We start from the raw sequence: 18,100 nt of genomic DNA on the forward strand, positions 1-18,100 counted from the left end.
GTGCGTTCGAGCGTGCGCGTCCGGCGCCGCACATCGTGCGGCGCCGGACGCGGTGGAGCGGGGCCGTCGCGCGGTCGACCGCCCGGTCCCCCGTGGGTCAGACGTTGACGCCGAAGTCCTGCGCGATGCCGCGCAGACCCGAGGCGTACCCCTGGCCGATGGCACGGAACTTCCACTCCGCGCCGTTGCGGTACAGCTCGCCGAAGACCATGGCGGTCTCCGTCGAGGCGTCCTCGCTCAGGTCGTAGCGCGCGAGCTCGCTGTTGTCCGCCTGGTTCACGACGCGGATGTAGGCGTTGCGCACCTGGCCGAAGCTCTGCTGGCGGCTCTCGGCCTCGTAGATCGAGACCGGGAAGACGATCTTGTCGACGTCGGCCGGGACGCCGGCCAGGTTGACCTTGATGACCTCGTCGTCGCCCTCGCCTTCACCGGTGAGGTTGTCACCGGTGTGCTCGACCGAGCCGTCGGGGCTCTTGAGGTTGTTGAAGAAGACGAAATTCCCGTCGCTGCCGACCTTGCCCTCGGTGTTCGTCAGCAGAGCGCTGGCGTCGAGGTCGAAGTCACCACCGGTGGTGGTTCGGGCATCCCAGCCCAGACCGACGATGACCGCGGTCAGGTTCGGCGCGGCCTTGGTCAGCGAGACGTTGCCGCCCTTGCTGAGGCTGACTCCCACGAGTCCTCCAAAAGTGTTGAGAGGGCCGGCAGACACCAGCGCCCCCGTCGTGCGTTGGCATCGGATCAACGATTGGATCCTAGTGACCGGTTCCCGGCCAAAACAGGCTTTTGGCCGGGCGCCGCTGCGAGATCCCCGGATCCGGCGCCGGAAGCTCCCCGGACGGCCGCCGCAGGTGCTACGGCGGCCCCCGGAGTGCCCCTCGGACGGGCCGGTCCGGAGAATCCGGTCAGAGCGAGTCGAGGGCCTTGATGTAGTCGTTGAGGTCACGGGCGTCCGGCAGCCCGTTGACGACGCTCCAGCGCACCACGCCCCGCTTGTCGATGACGAAGGTGCCGCGCACCGCGCAGCCCTTGTCCTCGTCGAAGACGCCGTACGCCCGTGACACCTCGCCGTGCGGCCAGAAGTCCGAGAGGAGCGGGTACTCCAGGCCCTCCTGCTCGGCGAAGACACGCAGGGTGTGGATCGAGTCGTTGGAGACGGCGAGCAGCTGCGTGTCGTCGTTCTCGAACCGCGGCAGCTCGTCACGGAGCGCGCAGAGTTCGCCCGTGCACACTCCGGTGAAGGCGAACGGGTAGAAGAGCAGCACCACGTTCTTCTCGTCGCGGAAGTCCGAGAGCATCACGGTGCGTCCGTGGTTGTCCTTCAGTTCGAAATCCGGAGCCGGCGTGCCTACTTCGATCGCCATGAATACGCGTCCCTTCGCAAACGTCACCACGTGCCCGGCCCGATCCGTCCGGGTGCCACCCACCCTACGCAGCACTCGCCGCAGGGCCCGGGCAGGATCCCTGCGGACGTGCGAAGACCCCCGGCGGCGCGGTGCCGTCAGGGGCCCTCGGTGATGCGAATCGTTCAGCGCTTGGCCTTGGCCCCCTTGGGAGTGACCAGACGGCTGCCCGTCCAGTCCTTGCCCGCACTGATGCTCTTGGTCTGGGCGAGACCAGCTGTCTGGGCAGCCTCGTTGATGTCGCTCGGCTCGACGTATCCGTCGCGGCCGGTCTTGGGCGTCAGCAGCCAGACCGCCCCACCGTCCTCGATCAGACCAATGGCATCCACCAGCGCGTCCGTAAGGTCGCCGTCCTCGTCGCGGAACCAGAGCAGGACGACGTCAGCGACGTCGTCGTAGTCCTCGTCGACGAGTTCCTGGCCGATTGTGGCCTCAATGCCCTCACGGAGCTCCTGCTCGACGTCGTCGTCGTAGCCGATCTCCTGGACCACCTGTCCGGGCTCGAACCCAAGCCTTGCGGCCGTGTTGGTCCGTTCCTCCGCGTGGTCCGCGGTCGCGCTCACGGGTTGCCTCCTGATCATGTTTCGGAAAATGCTTCAGCCACGCGCGTGCGCGGGGCGTTGGCCGTAGTCCACACGGGCTCGGCGAATCGCGCAAGTACCCGGTGTCCGAGACCGCCTATACGGTGACGTTCCCTGCCACGTCGCCGCAAGCTCCGGCACGTCTCCTACGGGGGCCCGGAACGGGGTCCGGACCCTTTACGGTCCTTCCTCAGCTTATGCCGTTTCGGTCCGCCATTCGGAGTCGAACAGCCTTTGGGAACGCTTGGCCGGGTTGGGCGTATGGTTGCGGTTTGGGCCGGAGCGCCGTCACGCTGCTGTTGTCCTTGCCCGGATCGGGCGGCCGGGAACCACATGGTTACCGCTCAGTAGAGATGACGTCGAAGGCCTCGCGGTACACGATGGAGGCGGCGTACAGCAGCCTCCCGGGGGCCAGGCCCCCCGAAAAACAGGCCCCAAGGGCATCACCCACCAGCGAAGGAACAGCGTGGCTTCCGGATCCGATCGCACCCCGATCATCATTGGCGGCCTTCCCAGCCAGGTCCCGGACTTCGACCCGGAAGAGACCCAGGAATGGCTCGACTCCCTCGATGCCGCCGTGGACGAGCGGGGCCGTGAGCGGGCCCGCTACCTGATGCTCCGGCTCATCGAGCGCGCGCGGGAGAAGCGCGTCGCCGTGCCGGAGATGCGCAGCACGGACTACGTGAACACGATCGCCACGAAGGACGAGCCGTTCTTCCCCGGCGACGAGGAGATCGAGCGCAAGATCCTCAACGCGACCCGGTGGAACGCGGCGGTGATGGTCTCCCGCGCCCAGCGTCCCGGGATCGGCGTCGGCGGCCACATCGCCACCTTCGCGTCCTCCGCCTCGCTGTACGACGTGGGCTTCAACCACTTCTTCCGCGGCAAGGACGACGGCCGCGGCGGCGACCAGATCTTCTTCCAGGGCCACGCGTCCCCGGGCATCTACGCCCGCGCCTTCCTGCTCGACCGGCTGAGCGAGGCGCAGCTCGACGGCTTCCGGCAGGAGAAGTCCAAGGCGCCCCATGCTCTGTCCAGCTATCCGCACCCGCGGTCGATGCCGGACTTCTGGGAGTTCCCGACGGTGTCGATGGGCCTGGGCCCGCTCGGCGCGATCTACCAGGCGCGGATGAACCGCTACATGGAGGCGCGCGGCATCGCCGACACCTCCGATTCCCACGTCTGGGCCTACCTCGGCGACGGGGAGATGGACGAGCCCGAGTCGCTCGGCCAGCTTTCCATCGCCGCGCGTGAGGGCCTGGACAACCTCACCTTCGTCGTCAACTGCAACCTGCAGCGCCTCGACGGCCCGGTGCGGGGGAACGGCAAGATCATCCAGGAGCTGGAGTCGCAGTTCCGCGGCGCCGGCTGGAACGTGATCAAGCTCGTCTGGGACCGCACCTGGGACCCGCTGCTCGCGCAGGACCGCACGGGCATCCTGGTGAACAAGCTGAACACCACCCCGGACGGCCAGTTCCAGACGTACGCGACCGAGACCGGCGCGTACATCCGCGAGCACTTCTTCGGTGACGACCCGCGGTTGCGCGACATGGTCAAGGACATGTCCGACCAGCAGATCCTGCACCTGGGCCGCGGCGGGCACGACCACCGCAAGGTCTACGCGGCGTACGCGGCGGCCAAGGCCCACAAGGGCCAGCCGACCGTGATCCTGGCGCAGACGGTCAAGGGCTGGACCCTCGGCCCGAACTTCGAGGGCCGCAACGCCACGCACCAGATGAAGAAGCTGACGGCCGAGGACCTCAAGCGTTTCCGGGACCGGCTGCACCTCCCCATCTCCGACGACCGGCTGGAGGACGGCAACCCGCCGTACTACCACCCGGGGCGCGACTCGGAGGAGATCCAGTACATGCACGACCGGCGGCGGCGTCTGGGCGGTTACGTCCCGACGCGCGTCGTGCGGGCGAAGCCCCTGCCACTGCCGGACGAGAAGGCGTACGCGACCGCGAAGAAGGGGTCTGGGCAGCAGTCGATCGCCACCACGATGGCGTTCGTCCGCGTCCTGAAGGACCTCATGCGGGACAAGGAGATCGGCAAGCGCTTCGTGCTGATCGCGCCCGACGAGTACCGCACGTTCGGCATGGACGCGTTCTTCCCGAGTGCGAAGATCTACAACCCGCTGGGGCAGCAGTACGAGTCGGTGGACCGTGAGCTGCTGCTCGCGTACAAGGAGTCGCCGACCGGGCAGATGCTGCACGACGGCATCTCCGAGGCGGGCTGCACGGCGTCGCTGATCGCCGCGGGTTCCGCGTACGCCACGCACGGCGAGCCGCTGATCCCGGTGTACGTCTTCTACTCGATGTTCGGTTTCCAGCGCACCGGCGACCAGTTCTGGCAGATGGCCGACCAGCTCGCCCGCGGCTTCGTCCTGGGGGCGACCGCCGGCCGCACGACGCTGACCGGTGAGGGCCTCCAGCACGCGGACGGCCACTCGCAGCTGCTCGCCTCCACGAACCCGGGCTGCGTCGCCTACGACCCGGCGTTCGGCTACGAGATCGCGCACATCGTCAAGGACGGTCTGCGCAGGATGTACGGCGGGACCCCCGAGGAGAACGAGGACGTCTTCTACTACCTCACCGTCTACAACGAGCCGATCCAGCATCCGGCCGAGCCCGCCGACGTGGACGTGGAGGGCATCCTCGCGGGTGTCCACCGCTACCGCAGCGGTGAGAAGGGCAGCATCCCGGCCCAGATCATGGCGTCCGGCGTGGCGGTCCCGTGGGCGGTCGAGGCGCAGCGGATCCTCGCCGACGAGTGGGACGTGAAGGCGGACGTCTGGTCGGCGACCTCCTGGAACGAGCTGCGCCGCGAGGCCGTGGAGGTGGAGCGGTACAACCTGCTCCACCCGGAGGAGGAGCAGCGCGTTCCGTACGTGACGCGGAAGCTCTCCGGGTCCGAGGGCCCGTTCGTGGCGGTCTCGGACTGGATGCGTGCGGTGCCCGACCAGATCGCGCGCTGGGTGCCCGGCGCGTACCAGTCGCTGGGCGCGGACGGCTTCGGCTTCGCCGACACCCGGGGTGCGGCCCGCCGCTTCTTCCACATCGACGCGCAGTCGATCGTGCTCGCGGTCCTCACGGAGCTGGCCAAGCAGGGCAGGATCGACCGTTCGGCGCTGAAGACGGCCGTCGACCGGTACGCGCTCCTGGACGTGGCCGCGGCCGACCCGGGCGCGGCCGGGGGCGACGCGTAACGACGCGGTACTCCCACTGGGGCGTGTTTCGAAAGTAGCGTCGTCTGCCCGCAGGGCAGGCCCGGCGGCGTTTGGTGCGTGCGATCGCAAGGCGGAGGGTCGCCCCGATACTGGTGTATCGGGGTGATCCCGACAACGCGGCGAGTGCGCGTGCCAGGCGTCGCCGGGCAGACGGGACTTTCGAAACACGCCCTGCGGGCGGCGGGCCGTACCGGTCCCGCCGCCCTTCGGCGTCTCCCGCGGCCCTCTCCGGCCCGCTCAGCTCTCCCAGATCTTGAAGGCGCGCACCGTGTACGGGGACCGCGGCACCCAGGTACCGCCGCCCGGGTACGTCTCGAACTCGCCGGTCTCCGCGCATTCGGCGGACTGGAAGGTGGTGACGGGGCGGCCGGTGCGGTTGACGACGGCCTGGGCGGTGGTGCCGGAGGCGAGGGGCACGCAGCTCTCGATGTCGACGGTGGAGAGTTCGTGGGTCTGGGCCGCCCCCGTGAAGTCGGGCTCCGCCCAGAGGCAGAGCTGCCCGGATCCGCACGGCGCGAGCCCGGCGGGGGTGGCGTGCGGGGCGCTGCGGGAGCGCTCCTGCCCGGTGGCGGGCCGGTGAGCCTCCGGCGCGGTGCCGGCCAGGGCGGTGGCCGGGACGAGTGCGGTGGCTGCCAGTGTGGCGGCGAGAACGGTCGTACGCATGGTGGATCTACCCCCGTGGTCGAGTGCTTCGATGTCCGCACTGTGACCTGCGTACAGGGGGGCGGGGAAGGGGCGGGCCGGCGGACCACCCTGATAGGCGACTGCCCCGCCGGTGCTGTCCGGCGGGGCTGTCGGGTGCGTCGTGTTGACGCTGTGGCGGCGTGATGCGCCGGGCGTGCGCCGGGGCGCACTTTCCGGGACGCGGGGGGTCAGATGTGTCCCGCCCCCATGCCGGCCTCGGCGTTCGCCCCCCGCTTGGTGAGCGTGGCGACCAGGGCCGCGGCCACCGCGACGATTCCGGCGACCATGAAGGCGGAGCTCATGCCCGACACGAACGTGTCATGGGCGACACCCGCGATCTTCGCCGCGACCTCCGGCGGGGTGCCGGGCGCGACCGGCGGCATGCCGACCTTGATGGCGGAGGACGCCTGGTCCAGCTGCGCCGCGTCGACCGGCGGGAGCTGCGCGGCCTTCCAGTTGTCGTCGAGCTTCGCGTCGACCTGGGCGGCCATGACGGCGCCCAGGACGGCCGTACCGAGGCTGCCGCCGACCTGCATGGCGGCCTGCTGGAGCCCGCCCGCGACACCGGAGAGCTCCATCGGGGCGTTGCCCACGATGACCTCGGTGGCGCCGACCATGACCGGCGCGAGGCCGAAGCCGAGCAGTGCGAACCAGAGCGACATGGTGAGCGTGCCCGTGCCGATGGTCAGCTGCGACATGCCGAACATGGCGACCGCGACGGACACCATGCCACCGACCAGCGGCACCCGCGGACCGAACCGGGTGATCGCGACTCCCGCGAGCGGCGAGCCGACGATCATCATCCCGGTGAGCGGGAGCAGGTGCAGACCGCTGTCGACCGGGCTCATGCCGTGCACGTTCTGCAGGTAGAAGGTGACGAAGAACAGGCCTCCCATGAAGGCGAAGGCCATCAGCACCATCAGGACCACACCGGCCGAGAGCGGCACGGAGCGGAACATCGCCAGCGGGATCAGCGGTTCGCGGACGTTCTTCTGGGAGAGCGCGAACACGAAGAAGAGGACCAGGGCGCCACCGAGGAAGCCGAGGGTCTTGGGGTCGCCCCAGCCCCACTCGGATCCCTTGATCAGCGACCAGATCAGGCAGAACATCGCCTGCGACAGCAGCACGATGCCGCCGATGTCGAAGGACCTGGGCGCGTTCTCGGCGCGGTGGTCCTTGAGGATCACCAGGCCGAAGACGAGGGCGATCACACCGACCGGCACGTTGATGAAGAAGACGGACTGCCAGCTGACGTGCTCGACGAGCACGCCGCCGAGGATGGGACCGCCCGCGGTCGACGCGCCGATCACCATGCCCCAGATGCCGATGGCCATGTTCAGCTTCTCGGCGGGGAAGGTGGCGCGCAGCAGGCCGAGCGCCGCGGGCATCAGCAGGGCGCCGAAGAGGCCCTGGAGCACCCGGAAGGCGATCACCAGGGAGACGCTGCCGGAGAGGCCGATGGCCGCCGAGGCCGCGGCGAACCCCGCGATGCCTATGAGGAAGGTCTGGCGGTGTCCGAAGCGGTCACCGAGCTTGCCCGCGGTGATCAGGGAGACCGCGAGGGCCAGCATGTAGCCGTTGGTGATCCACTGGACGTCGGCGAGCGAGGCCTTGAGGTCCTGCTGGATGGCGGGGTTGGCGATGGCGACGATCGTGCCGTCGAGCGCCACCATCATCACGCCGATGGCGACGGCGAACAGCGTCAGCCAGGGGTGGCCGCGCAGTCCTTTCACCGGTGCGGGAACGAGAGTGTCTTCGGGCTCCCGCGGCGCCTTCTCGACAGTGGTCTGACTAGTCATGCGCAGGAGATTAGTGTCAGCCACTGACAGTTAACAAACCAATTCACATGACAGTAACTGTCACGTAGCTCACAGGTAGGCTGAGCCGGTCAAAGCGGCGGAAAGAGGTCCGGTTCGTGACGCGCAGGCAGAATTCCGGGGTGCTCCCCTGCGGGGCCCCGGCCGGATTGCGTGAACGCAGGAAGCAGCGCACACGCGAGGCCCTGCTGCACGCCGCTCTCGACCTCTTCGCCGCCCAGGGGTACGAGCGGACCACGGTCGACGAGATCGTCGAGGCCGTCGAGGTCTCCCAGCGCACCTTCTTCCGCTACTTCGCGAACAAGGAAGCCGTCGCCTTCGCCGTCCAGGAGTCGGTGGAGACGCGCTTTCTCACGGAGCTGCGTCAACGCCCCGCCGCCGAACCCCCTTTCGAGGCCATGCGCCGGGCCGCGCTGCACGCGTGGGACAGTATGGCGGAGGCCGCCGCGGGGGACGTCACGGGCGAACTCCAGGCGCGCACCTACCGGATGATCGAATCGACGCCCGCACTACTCGCCGCCCATCTGCGGCGCAGCATCGATCTCGAGTCCCAGGTCGCCCAGGTGATCGCGGAGCGTGAGGGGCTGGACCCGGAGACCGACCCGCGCCCCAGGGTGGCGGTGGCCGCGTTCTCGGGTGTGATGCGGCTGGCCGGCCAGCTCTGGGGCCGACGCCAGGACGCCGGTGTCGACGCACTCCGCCAGCTGACCGAATACCACCTGGACCATCTCGGACCTGCACTGTCGGGCAACTGGCGCGCCGCTTAGGCGAACCGCACAACTGTGCCGTACGCCTCACTGTGCCGCCATGGCCGAACTCACAGCGCCGCGGCCTCTGTCGGGTGCCGGGGCGGATTCCGGCAGCCGGACCGGACATCGGCACCGCTCACCGTGAGAGCGGGGTGCACGCAGCGTGAAAAACGGACGGCCGATTCCCTGCGGACGGGTGATCCGCGTCACCCCTGCGACGACCGCTCGTGGGCGTCTCCTAGGGTGGGGCGCAGTGACTTCCTTCGACTCCTCCCCCACGCTCACCGCATGGCGCGCTGTGCTCGCCATCGCGGTCGTGTTCGTGATGCTGGCGACCACCGGGTGGACCGCCGTGCGTCATCAGCACTCCGCCGGACCGCGCGAGGCCGCGCTCGCCTCCTGGGCGAAGGACCGGATAGCCGGTCACGCCCTCCCGGACGCGGACGCTCCCGCCGCCCGGCTCGCGCACTTCTTCGCGACGCTGACGGCGGGCCAGCAGGTCGCACTCACCGACAAGTACCCGTTGGTGGTGGGCAATCTGAACGGCGTCCCCGTGACACTGCGCTACCGGGCCAACCGGGAGGCGCTCCGGCGGGCGAAGTCGGAGGAGCTCGCACGGACCAGGGACGCGAGACTCTCCCCCGACGGCCGCGACGAAGCCCTTCGACGGGTGGAACGCTTCGGCTCGCTACTCGCCGGTGACCGGCAGATCCTCTCCTTCGACCCGGCCGGCCGGGGCCACGCGGCCGAGGTCTTCGGTGACCTGGACCGGGCCGAACGGGTCTCGGTCGTCGTCCCCGGCGTCGACACGAGTCTGCTGACCCTGGAACGCACCGGCAGCAAGACGAACGCGGCGCCCGTCGGCATGGCGCGGTCCCTGTACGGGGCCGAACGCTCCGCCCGCCCCGGTGCCCGCACCGCGGTCATCGCGTGGGCGGACTACACGGCACCCGCCGGCCTCGGGATGGACGCCGCGCTGGGCAGGCTCGCGGCGGTCGGGGCGGGGCGGCTCAACGCGCTCGTGGGCGCGCTGCCCGGCACGTCGGCGGTCACGCTGTTCTGCCACAGTTACGGCTCCGTGCTGTGCGGCCTCGCCGCGCGTGACCTGCCTTCCCGGGTCTCCGACATCGCGGTCGCGGGAAGCCCCGGGATGCGGGCCGCCAGCGTGGGCGCCCTGCACACCCGGGCCCGGGTGTGGGCGATGCGCGACGGCGACGACTGGATCCAGGACGTGCCGAACATGGCGGTCGGCGGGCTCGGCCACGGCGCCGATCCGGTCGACCCGGGGTTCGGCGCGCGCATCCTGTCGGCGAGCGGGGCGATGGGGCACAGCGGCTATTTCGAGCCGGGAACCCGCAGTCTCAGCAACTTCGCGGCCATCGGCGTGGGAGCGTACGACTCGGTCAGCTGTGCGAGCACCGACCAGGCGTGCCACCGCGAGATCTCCGGCGAGCCGGCGGTCGGACTGGCGTAGGGAGAGGCCGACGCGCGTAGAGAACGCCGAACAGCCGTGCCGGGATTGCCGGTGACCGAGGGGGGACGTGTGGGCCCGTGCCGCATACGATGAGGCACATGGGTGATGTGCTGGTCGGAAATCAAGCCACCTGGGAGTTCGACGCCGACTCCGTGCTCATCCGCTTCGAACGGGGGATCCGTACGCCCAGGCTCTTCCAGAGCCTGCGTGAACGCCGTATACCGTACGCGGCGCTGTCGTCGGTGACGCTGACCCCGGGCAAGCGGGACACGGTGGTCCTGCGCGCGGTGCCGAGACCGGGCGCCGATCCGCTGCTGGAGGCCGCGGCGGGCCAGCTCAAGGAGAGCTGCGACCCGTACCGCCTGGTGCTGCCCGCCGAACGCGAAACGCTCGCCGAGTACTACGCGGAAGAGCTGCGCGCCCTGCTCGAACCCGATGCCTCCCTGCCCGCCGACCGGTTCCTGGTCACGGCCCCCGACGCGCCGATGCAGTTCAAGGCGTACGACGGCCGGGCCGCCTTCGACGGGGCCCGGGTCTCCTTCCGGTGGTTCTGGACGGGTGCGTCCAGCGCCAAGTGGAAGGCGGGCGACCAGACGTTCCCGGTGGCGGAGCTCGGGGGGGTCGAGTGGCGTTCTCCCGAGGCGTTCGAGGGCTATCTGCGTCTCGTACCGCGTTCGGCGGCCTCGGAGCGCGGCCCGGACGGCCTGGGCGCGCCCGGGGCGGACGCGGCGCGTACCGGCCCGGCCGCGCGGCCCGCCCAGGCGGACCAGGACCCGGCCGCCGTCGTGTTCGGCCTGGGGTACGGGCCGGTGCACGAGTCACTGCCCTTCGCCGCCGCCGTGCTGGAGGCCGTACGCAGGACCCAGCCGGCTCCGGTCCTGGCGGCGCCCGTCGCCGTGGGTGCGCAGCGGCCGCATCCGGCGGACATCGCCGAGCGCATACGGCACCTCGGCGATCTGCACGAGGCCGGTCTGGTGACGGACGACGAGTACAGCGCGAAGAAGGCCCAGCTGCTCGCGGAGCTGTAGGCGGCACCCCGCCGCCGCAGGCGCCCGCCCGAAGTCCGGGCCGGCCTGCCACCCCCTACCCCGGTACGGCGCGCGAGCCCGTGATCGACCCCTCGGTATGACGCCGGGCACGGGGTCCCCCGCCTACCCTGACCCGATCATGGCCACCACTCCTGCCGGGCCCCCGCCGCCCGCCGACGGTCTGCTGAGCGCCGCCCACCGCAATCTGCGCGAGCTCGCCCACGGGTTGTCCCACGCGTCCCATCCGCCGACCCCGCTGTTCGCCGACTCCCCGAGGCGCTGGCTGCGGCTGCTGCCCTACGTGGCCGTCGTCGCCCTCACCGCCACCCTGCTCCCCGTCACCATCGATGTGCTGACCGGCGACTACGGGGTGTCCGGCGGGATCGCCGGGGCGCTGGCCGTCGGGCAGGCCGCGCCGCTGCTGATGCTGGCCCACCGGCCGCTGCAGACCTGGTGGATCGTCTTCGCCGCCGATGTCCTGGGCGCCCTGCTGGTCCAGCCCGAGCGGCAGGACGCCGTCTGGCCATGGCCCCCACCGGTCATCATCGGCTATCTCTTCGTGCTGCTGGCCCTCGGCCTGCGCGAGCGCAGGCGCACCCTGGTCGGGGTGTGGCTGGTGACGGGCGTGGCCGGGCAGCTGCTGCACCTCCTCGTACCGTCGCGGGCCGGCGGTGGCGCGCTCCTGATGTCCGTCCTCGGAGCGGTGGTGCTGGTGATCGGGGCCGCCCTACGGGAACGCAGCGAGGCCCGGCGGCTGCTCGTCGAGCAGGAGACGATCAGTGAGGCGGAGCGTGCGCAGCGGACGCTGCTGGAGGAGCGCACCCGGATCGCCCGTGAGCTGCACGACGTGGTCGCGCACCACATGTCGGTGATCACCGTGCAGGCCGACTCGGCTCCGTACCGGCTCGACGGGCTCTCCGAAGAGGCGCGGGCGGAGTTCGCGTCGATCGCGGCCGGGGCCCGGGAGTCGCTGGCCGAGATGCGCCGGTTGCTGTCGGTGCTGCGCAGTGACGGCAGCCCGGGGGAACTGGCCCCGCAGCCCGGTCTCGGCCGGCTGCAGCAGCTGGTGGAGGCGACGGTGCGGGCCGGGCTCCCGGCGGAGCTGTCGCTGGCGGCGGCCGTACGGGAGGCGGTGGAGCGGGGCGGTGTGCCGCAGGCGGTGGACCTGTCGGCGTACCGCATCGTGCAGGAGGCGCTGGCCAATGTCGTGCGGCACGCGCCGGGTGCGCGGACCCGGGTGTCCGTCACGGCGCGGGACGGTCATCTGACGGTGCTGGTCGTCAACGACGAGGCGCAGGAGCCGAGTTCACTGGTGGAGGTGTCGGGTACGGGGCACGGGCTGGTCGGCATGCGGGAACGCGTACGGTTGACCGGCGGCACGCTCGACACCGGCCCCCTGCCGGACGGGGGCTTCCGGGTGGCCGCGCGGCTCCCGCTGCCGCCGGACCAGCCGCCCCCGGCATCCGTGAACCCGGAGGACCCGTGACCATCCGCGTGATCATCGTCGACGACCAGGCCATGGTGCGGGCCGGATTCGCCGCGCTGCTGGCGGCGCAGAGCGACATCGACGTGGTGGGCGAGGCCCCGGACGGGCGCCGGGGTGTCGAGGTCAGCAGGACGGTGCATCCGGATGTCGTCCTGATGGATGTCCGGATGCCGGAGATGGACGGCCTGGCCGCCGCCCGCGAGCTGCTGAGTCCGGCGGTGGGGGTGGTCCACCGGCCGAAGGTGCTGATGCTCACCACGTTCGACGTCGACGACTACGTGTACGAGGCGCTGCGCGCCGGGGCGTCCGGGTTCCTCCTGAAGGACGCCCCGCCGGCGGATCTGATCGCGGCGGTGCGCGTCGTGGCGGCGGGGGACGCGTTGCTCGCGCCGTCCGTGACGCGGCGGCTCATCGCGGACTTCGCGCGTCAGCGGCCGGCCCCGCCGTCCGGCGGACCGGCCCTGCGGCTCAACGGCCTGACGCCGCGTGAGACCGAGGTCCTGGAGCTGATCGCCCGGGGCCTGTCGAACCAGGAGATCGCGGCGCGGCTGGTGCTGGCCGAGCAGACGGTGAAGACGCACATCGGCAGGGTGCTGGCCAAGCTCGGGCTGCGTGACCGCGCGCAGGCTGTGATCTTCGCGTACGAGTCGGGGCTGGTGGCCCCGGGCGAAGCGTAGGCCGCGCCCGCACCCGGCCATGAGACCGTCCCACCACACCCGCGCCCCGCCACGCGAGGCCGTCCCACCGCACCCCGACCCGCCGGACCCTCCGGACACCCCGCGCCTCTGCACGCGGCCACCCGTCCCACCGCCTCCGCGCCCCTGCGCGCGAGCCCTTCGAGGCACCCGCGCCCCGACACCGGGCACTCCCGCCACGCTCCGCGCCCGACGCGCGAGCCCGTCCCACCATCCCCGCCCCCGGACACCCGGAACCCTCTCACCGCCCTCCCGTTGCCCCGTACCCCCCGGCGCTTCGCAGCTCGTCCCCCCGCTGCACCAGCTGCCACCCGGTGCGCTGTGGGGCTGTCCCCCCGTACACCCCCTACCCCGGTATCAACGGACGCTTGGCTCCGCGGGGTGACGCCCTGCCACCCGCCATCCTCCTACCTTCCTCCCGCGCACACCGGCCGGTGTGCGCACGCCGTACGGGGAGGACACGATGCGCCGATTCGCGAGGACGCTGGCCGGGTTCGCACTGGCTGCCGCAGTGGTGGCGGGGACGGCCGGCTGGGCGTCCGGGGACACCCAGCGGGCGGTGACGGGGCCACCGCCCGGCAGCGCCGCCTGGCGTGCCGACGGGATGCTGGGCAGGGCTCTGCCCGACCCGGGCCGCGCGACACCGGCGCAGGTGGACCGGTTCTTCAGGGAGTTGAGCGCCGATCAGCGGCAATCGCTGCTGGAGCGGCACCCGTCGGTGGTCGGCAATCTGGACGGTGTGCCGCTGGAGCTCCGCTACCGCGCCAACTCCTTCGCGCTGCGGGCCTCCACGGATTTCCGGTATGCCCGTCTTGCCGCCTCCGGACGGCAGATCCTCGCGTTCGACCCGCGAGGGCGCGGCCAGGTCGCCGAGGTGTTCGGGGACCTCCGCTCCGCGCGGCACGTGTCCGTGGTGGTGCCCGGCTCGGACATCGACGCGGGAACCTTCGACCGGCGTGGTGGTGACGTGTACGGCACTCCGGCGGGCATGGCGCGGTCGCTGTACGCGGGGACGGGCCCGGGCAACGCCGTGATCGCGTGGGCCGGTTACACCACACCGGTGGGCCTCGGCCTGGACGCGGCGACCGGTGGTCTCGCCGAGGCGGGGGCGAAGCGGCTGACCCGGTTCACCGCCGGGCTGGCGGCCGACGGGCTCCCGGCGCCGGCCGTGTTCTGCCACAGCTACGGCTCGGTGGTGTGCGGGCTCGCGGCCTCCGGGCTCGGCGCCACGGACCTGGTGGTGCTCGGCTCTCCCGGGATGCGCGCCGACGACGTGACCGATCTGCACACCCGGGCCCGCGTCTGGGCGGCCAAGGACGACACCGACTGGATCGACGACGTACCGCATGTGGAGGTGGCGGGTCTGGGGCACGGCGCCGACCCGGCCGACGAGGAGTTCGGGGCGCGCCGGGTGCCCGCGGAGGACGCCGAGGGCCACACCGGGTACTTCGTTCCCGGCACGGACTCGCTCCGCGCCTTCGCCGCCATCGCCGAGGGGGTCTCCCGATGAGCGTGCGCCGGTTGGTCTCCCGCATCGACGCGGGCACCCCCGCCCACCGCGACCGCGCGGTCGACGGGCTGCGCGCCCTCGCCCTGATGGCCGTCCCGGCCGGTCACTGGCTGCTCGGCGGCTTCCACCTGGACGGTGCGGGCGCCCTGCACAACGCCAGCCCGCTCTCCACCTTCGCCGTGTTCTCCCCGGTGAGCTGGGTGCTCCAGATGCTGGGGATCTTCTTCCTGGTCGGCGGGTACGCCTCCGTCCTGTCCTACCACCGCAGGCCGTCCACCACCGGTGCCTGGCTGCGCGGCCGGATGGTCCGCCTGGGCAGGCCGGTGCTCGGCGTGACCGCCGTGTGGGCGCTGATGATCCCGGTGCTGTACGCGGCCGGCGTGCCCGGCGACACCCTGCGTACGGGGGCGAAGCTGGTGATCCAGCCGCTCTGGTTCGTCGGGGTGTACGCCGTGGTCACGGCCCTCACGCCCTGGTGCGTGCGGCAGGCCCGGCGGCTCGGCGGCTGGGCGGCGGCACCACTGATCGGCTCGGTCGCCGCGGTGGACTTCCTGCGCTACGGCCCGTACGCGGAGGCCGTGCCGTCGTGGATCGGGGTGCTGAACATCCTTCCGGGCTGGCTCTTCGCTTATCAACTCGGGGTCAGCTGGGGCGAAGGGCGCCTCTCCCGGCGCGGTGCGCGCGTACTGCTCGTCGGCGGCACGGTCCTGTTCGCCGTGCTGCTGCTCGTCCTGCACTACCCGGCGTCGATGGTCGGCGTACCCGGCGAGGCACGGACCAATTCGCACCCGCCGTCGCTGCTGGTCCTCGCGCTGGCCTCGGCGCAGAGCGGTGCGGCGGTCCTGCTGCACGGCCGGATCGGCCGCGCACTGCGCCGCCCCGCGCTGTGGGCCCCGGTGGTGGTGGTCAACCTGTCGGCGATGACGATCCTGTGCTGGCACCAGACGGCGATGCTGGCCGCGGCCGTGCCGGCGTCCTTCGCCGGGGCGGTGCCCGGGCTGACGACGCGTCCGGACTCGGCCGGCTGGATCCTGGCCCGGCTGTTGTGGATGCCGCTCTTCGCCGCCCTGTTGGCGCTGATCTCCCGGTACGCCCGCCGGTTCGAGGCACCGTGGGAGAAGGGCAGCCGTGCCGGGACCGCCCGCCGGGCCGCGGCCGGGCTGCTCGCGGCGGGGTTCGCGGTCTTCGCGCTCCGGCCGGCCTGAGCGCGCGGAACCGCGCCCACCGGCCCGGACCGTGTTCCGGACGTCCCGTCCGCCCGGCGGCGGCCGGCCTGCTCTTCGGCCAGTCGGCCCCACGTTCGGGACGCCCTACCCCCGTCCGTGGACGAGGCCGGATTCCCAGGCCCAGGCGGCGATCTCGACGCGGTTGCGAGCGGACAGCTTGGTCTGCACGTTGCCGAGGTGGGTCTTCACCGTGCCCACCGAGATGGTCAGTTCGGTGGCGATCTCGGCGTTGGTCAGTCCTCTGGCCACCAGACGCACCAGGTCCTCCTCCCGGGCGGAGAGCGCCGTGTGCGGCCTCCGCGGGGCGGGCCCGGCGCTGTGGAGGTGCCGCAGCAGCCGGACGGTGATGGCCGGGCTCACCAGCGCCTCACCGGAGGCGGCCGCCCTGATGGCCTCGACCAGCAGGGCCGGGCCGGAGTCCTTGAGCAGGAAGCCGGAGGCGCCCTCGCCCAGTGCGCGCTGGACGTACTCGTCGTCGTCGAACGTCGTGACCACCACGACCTTCGGCGGGTTCACGGTGCCGGGCCGCGTCAGCCTGCGCAGCGCCTCCAGCCCGTCCATACGGGGCATGCGGATGTCCATCAGCACCACGTCGGGCCGGTGGCGCTCCGCCAGCTCCACGGCGTGCACCCCGTCCGGGGCCTCGGCGACGACCTCGATGTCGTCCTCCGCGGCGAGGATCATCGCGAACCCCGCACGGACCATGGCCTGGTCGTCGGCGATCAGCACCCGGATCGTCATGAGACCGCCATCCCTGCCGTCACCGGGAGCGTCGCCTCCACGGCCCAGCCGCCGGCCGTCACCGGGCCCGCCTGTACGCTTCCGCCGATCAGCCCCACCCGCTCGGACAGCCCCTTCAGTCCGAAGCCGCCCTGCGAGACATGGCGCGGTCGTCCGTCGTCACCGACCCGCAGGGTCACCCGGTCTCCCGAACGCTCCACACGCACCCGCACCTCGGTGCACCCCTGGGCGTGTTTGCGTACGTTCGTGAGGGCCTCCATCACCACCCGGTGCGCGGTGGTGGTCACCTCCACCGGCAGGTCGTCGAAGGCGCCTTCCACGTCGAGCCGGGCCCGGGCGCCGCCGACGGCCGAGAACTCCTCGACGAGCGACCGCACTTCCCCGATGCCCGCCAACGGCGTCAGCGCCACTTCGCCGTCGGCGTCACGCAGCATCCCCACCATGTGCCGCATCGACGTCAGCGCCTCGGAGCCCGCCTGCTCGATCCGCTCCAGCGCGGGCGGCACCAGTTCGGGCCGCCGGCCCACGATCGCCTGGGCGCCCTGCGCCTGCACGACAATGCCGGTCACATGGTGGGCGACGAAGTCGTGCAGGTCCCTGGCGAACTCGGCCCGCTGCTCCAGCCGGAGCGCCGCCGCCTGCCGCCGCCGGTCTACCAGGAGCAGTCGCATCCCCAGGCCGGCGCCCAACGCCGTGACCGCCACCAGGGCGAAGATCAGCGCCATGATCGTGGTGGACTGCCTCATCGAGATCGACACCGGCCGCAGCACGATCGCCAGGAACAGCACGGGGACGGCCACTGCCGCCCACGACGGCTTCCCGCGGCGGGCCGTGACCAGCAGGAGCCACACCAGCGCGGCCGGTTCGGCGAATCCCAGGGCCTGAGAGCCGACCGACAACTCCAGGTGCAGCGCCGCGGAGAGGCACAGCGACACGACCGCGAGTGCGCTGCCGGCCGCTGGCAGCGCCCGGCTGCCGAGCCGGGACGAGGCCCCGGCGAGAGCGATGCCCAGCAGGGCGCCACCCAGCTTGGCGGGGCCCAGCGCGGAGGGGCCGTCGTCCAGGATCCGGTAGGAGTCGCCGCCCACCCAGTCGAGCACGACGAGGGTGGCCAGGCACCCGACGAGCAGCAGCCGGACCGTGACGGGCAGCAGGTGCGGACGTCCGATTCCCCGTGTGGCCCCGGCCACCGTGTGCGCCGCCTTCGACATTCCTCTCACCCTCCTCCCGCCGACCGGCCGAAAGTCGGAGCCGGCCGCCCATGATCTGTCTTTCGCCCGATCCGCCGCGGGGGCGCGGCGCAGAAGAGTGGTCTTCACCGGGCGGCGTTCGCCGTTCATCACCCGAGGAGCATGTCATGATCACGGCCGACTTCAGCTCGCTGGGGAACCCCCCGGAGGTGCTGCCGCCCTGGTCCGGGTCCGGCTTCCGCCTCGGGATCCCGGTACGTCGGTCACGTACGCCGCGGTGCCCGGCCGCC

At 71.7% G+C, this 18,100-nt stretch carries 15 protein-coding genes; 8 read left to right on the plus strand and 7 right to left on the minus strand.

The features are described 5' to 3' along the window. Positions 1–97: 97 nt before the first annotated feature. The 3 genes from ACH4VO_RS03485 to ACH4VO_RS03495 form a co-directional block, all read right to left on the minus strand. Complete coding sequence (locus tag ACH4VO_RS03485; RefSeq protein ID WP_329211422.1) at positions 98–673, minus strand: TerD family protein; 576 nt, start codon at positions 671–673, stop codon at positions 98–100. Positions 674–902: 229 nt separating this feature from the next. Further along, positions 903–1,361 carry a peroxiredoxin gene (locus ACH4VO_RS03490; protein ID WP_360989541.1) on the minus strand — a complete coding sequence of 153 codons (459 nt, stop codon included), beginning with the start codon at positions 1,359–1,361 and terminating at the stop codon, positions 903–905. 164 nt (positions 1,362–1,525) lie between these two features. Beyond that, a complete protein-coding gene (locus ACH4VO_RS03495; protein ID WP_056784969.1) occupies positions 1,526–1,963 on the minus strand; it encodes a DUF3052 domain-containing protein in 438 nt (145 codons plus the stop codon). 484 nt (positions 1,964–2,447) lie between these two features. On the opposite strand from ACH4VO_RS03495, the gene aceE reads away from it, so the two are divergent. Next, complete coding sequence (aceE, locus tag ACH4VO_RS03500; protein WP_360989538.1) at positions 2,448–5,189, plus strand: pyruvate dehydrogenase (acetyl-transferring), homodimeric type; 2,742 nt, start codon at positions 2,448–2,450, stop codon at positions 5,187–5,189. 258 nt (positions 5,190–5,447) lie between these two features. On the opposite strand, the gene ACH4VO_RS03505 is transcribed toward aceE, so the two are convergent. Then, positions 5,448–5,873 (minus strand): peptidase inhibitor family I36 protein, encoded by a 426-nt coding sequence (locus ACH4VO_RS03505; protein WP_360989535.1) that lies wholly within the window; start codon positions 5,871–5,873, stop codon positions 5,448–5,450. Positions 5,874–6,082: 209 nt separating this feature from the next. After that, positions 6,083–7,570, minus strand: a complete 1,488-nt coding sequence (locus ACH4VO_RS03510; RefSeq protein ID WP_398440878.1) for an MFS transporter — start codon at positions 7,568–7,570, stop codon at positions 6,083–6,085. A gap of 239 nt (positions 7,571–7,809) precedes the next feature. Between ACH4VO_RS03510 and ACH4VO_RS03515 the strand changes: the two genes are divergently transcribed. From ACH4VO_RS03515 to ACH4VO_RS03545, 7 genes are all read left to right on the plus strand, one after another. Then, positions 7,810–8,478 carry a TetR family transcriptional regulator gene (locus tag ACH4VO_RS03515; RefSeq protein ID WP_360989529.1) on the plus strand — a complete coding sequence of 223 codons (669 nt, stop codon included), beginning with the start codon at positions 7,810–7,812 and terminating at the stop codon, positions 8,476–8,478. A 235-nt stretch (positions 8,479–8,713) separates the two neighbouring features. Then, on the plus strand, positions 8,714–9,934 hold the full coding sequence (locus ACH4VO_RS03520; RefSeq protein ID WP_360989527.1) for an alpha/beta hydrolase: 1,221 nt from the start codon (positions 8,714–8,716) through the stop codon (positions 9,932–9,934). A gap of 98 nt (positions 9,935–10,032) precedes the next feature. Continuing rightward, the gene (locus ACH4VO_RS03525) at positions 10,033–10,962 is read left to right on the plus strand and encodes a DUF4429 domain-containing protein (RefSeq protein WP_360989525.1); all 930 of its coding nucleotides are present in this window, start codon (positions 10,033–10,035) and stop codon (positions 10,960–10,962) included. Positions 10,963–11,101: 139 nt separating this feature from the next. Further along, complete coding sequence (locus ACH4VO_RS03530; RefSeq protein WP_360989521.1) at positions 11,102–12,448, plus strand: sensor histidine kinase; 1,347 nt, start codon at positions 11,102–11,104, stop codon at positions 12,446–12,448. After that, the gene (locus ACH4VO_RS03535) at positions 12,445–13,125 is read left to right on the plus strand and encodes a response regulator transcription factor (protein ID WP_360989518.1); all 681 of its coding nucleotides are present in this window, start codon (positions 12,445–12,447) and stop codon (positions 13,123–13,125) included. Before ACH4VO_RS03530 ends, ACH4VO_RS03535 begins: the two co-directional genes overlap by 4 nt. Positions 13,126–13,606: 481 nt before the next feature. Beyond that, positions 13,607–14,653 (plus strand): alpha/beta hydrolase, encoded by a 1,047-nt coding sequence (locus ACH4VO_RS03540; protein WP_360989516.1) that lies wholly within the window; start codon positions 13,607–13,609, stop codon positions 14,651–14,653. After that, positions 14,650–15,858 carry an acyltransferase gene (locus tag ACH4VO_RS03545; protein ID WP_360989514.1) on the plus strand — a complete coding sequence of 403 codons (1,209 nt, stop codon included), beginning with the start codon at positions 14,650–14,652 and terminating at the stop codon, positions 15,856–15,858. The genes ACH4VO_RS03540 and ACH4VO_RS03545 overlap by 4 nt, the downstream gene beginning before the upstream one ends. A gap of 105 nt (positions 15,859–15,963) precedes the next feature. On the opposite strand, the gene ACH4VO_RS03550 is transcribed toward ACH4VO_RS03545, so the two are convergent. Both ACH4VO_RS03550 and ACH4VO_RS03555 read right to left on the minus strand, forming a co-directional pair. After that, positions 15,964–16,620, minus strand: coding sequence for a response regulator transcription factor (locus ACH4VO_RS03550; protein WP_360989511.1), 657 nt, complete (start codon positions 16,618–16,620; stop codon positions 15,964–15,966). Continuing rightward, positions 16,617–17,831: a histidine kinase gene (locus tag ACH4VO_RS03555; RefSeq protein WP_360989509.1), complete on the minus strand. Its 1,215-nt coding sequence runs from the start codon at positions 17,829–17,831 to the stop codon at positions 16,617–16,619. The genes ACH4VO_RS03550 and ACH4VO_RS03555 overlap by 4 nt, the downstream gene beginning before the upstream one ends. Positions 17,832–18,100 lie beyond the last annotated feature (269 nt).

Origin of the sequence: Streptomyces sp. NPDC020780, from assembly GCF_044334475.1 — a bacterium.
In the GTDB taxonomy this organism is placed as follows: Bacteria; Actinomycetota; Actinomycetes; order Streptomycetales; family Streptomycetaceae; genus Streptomyces.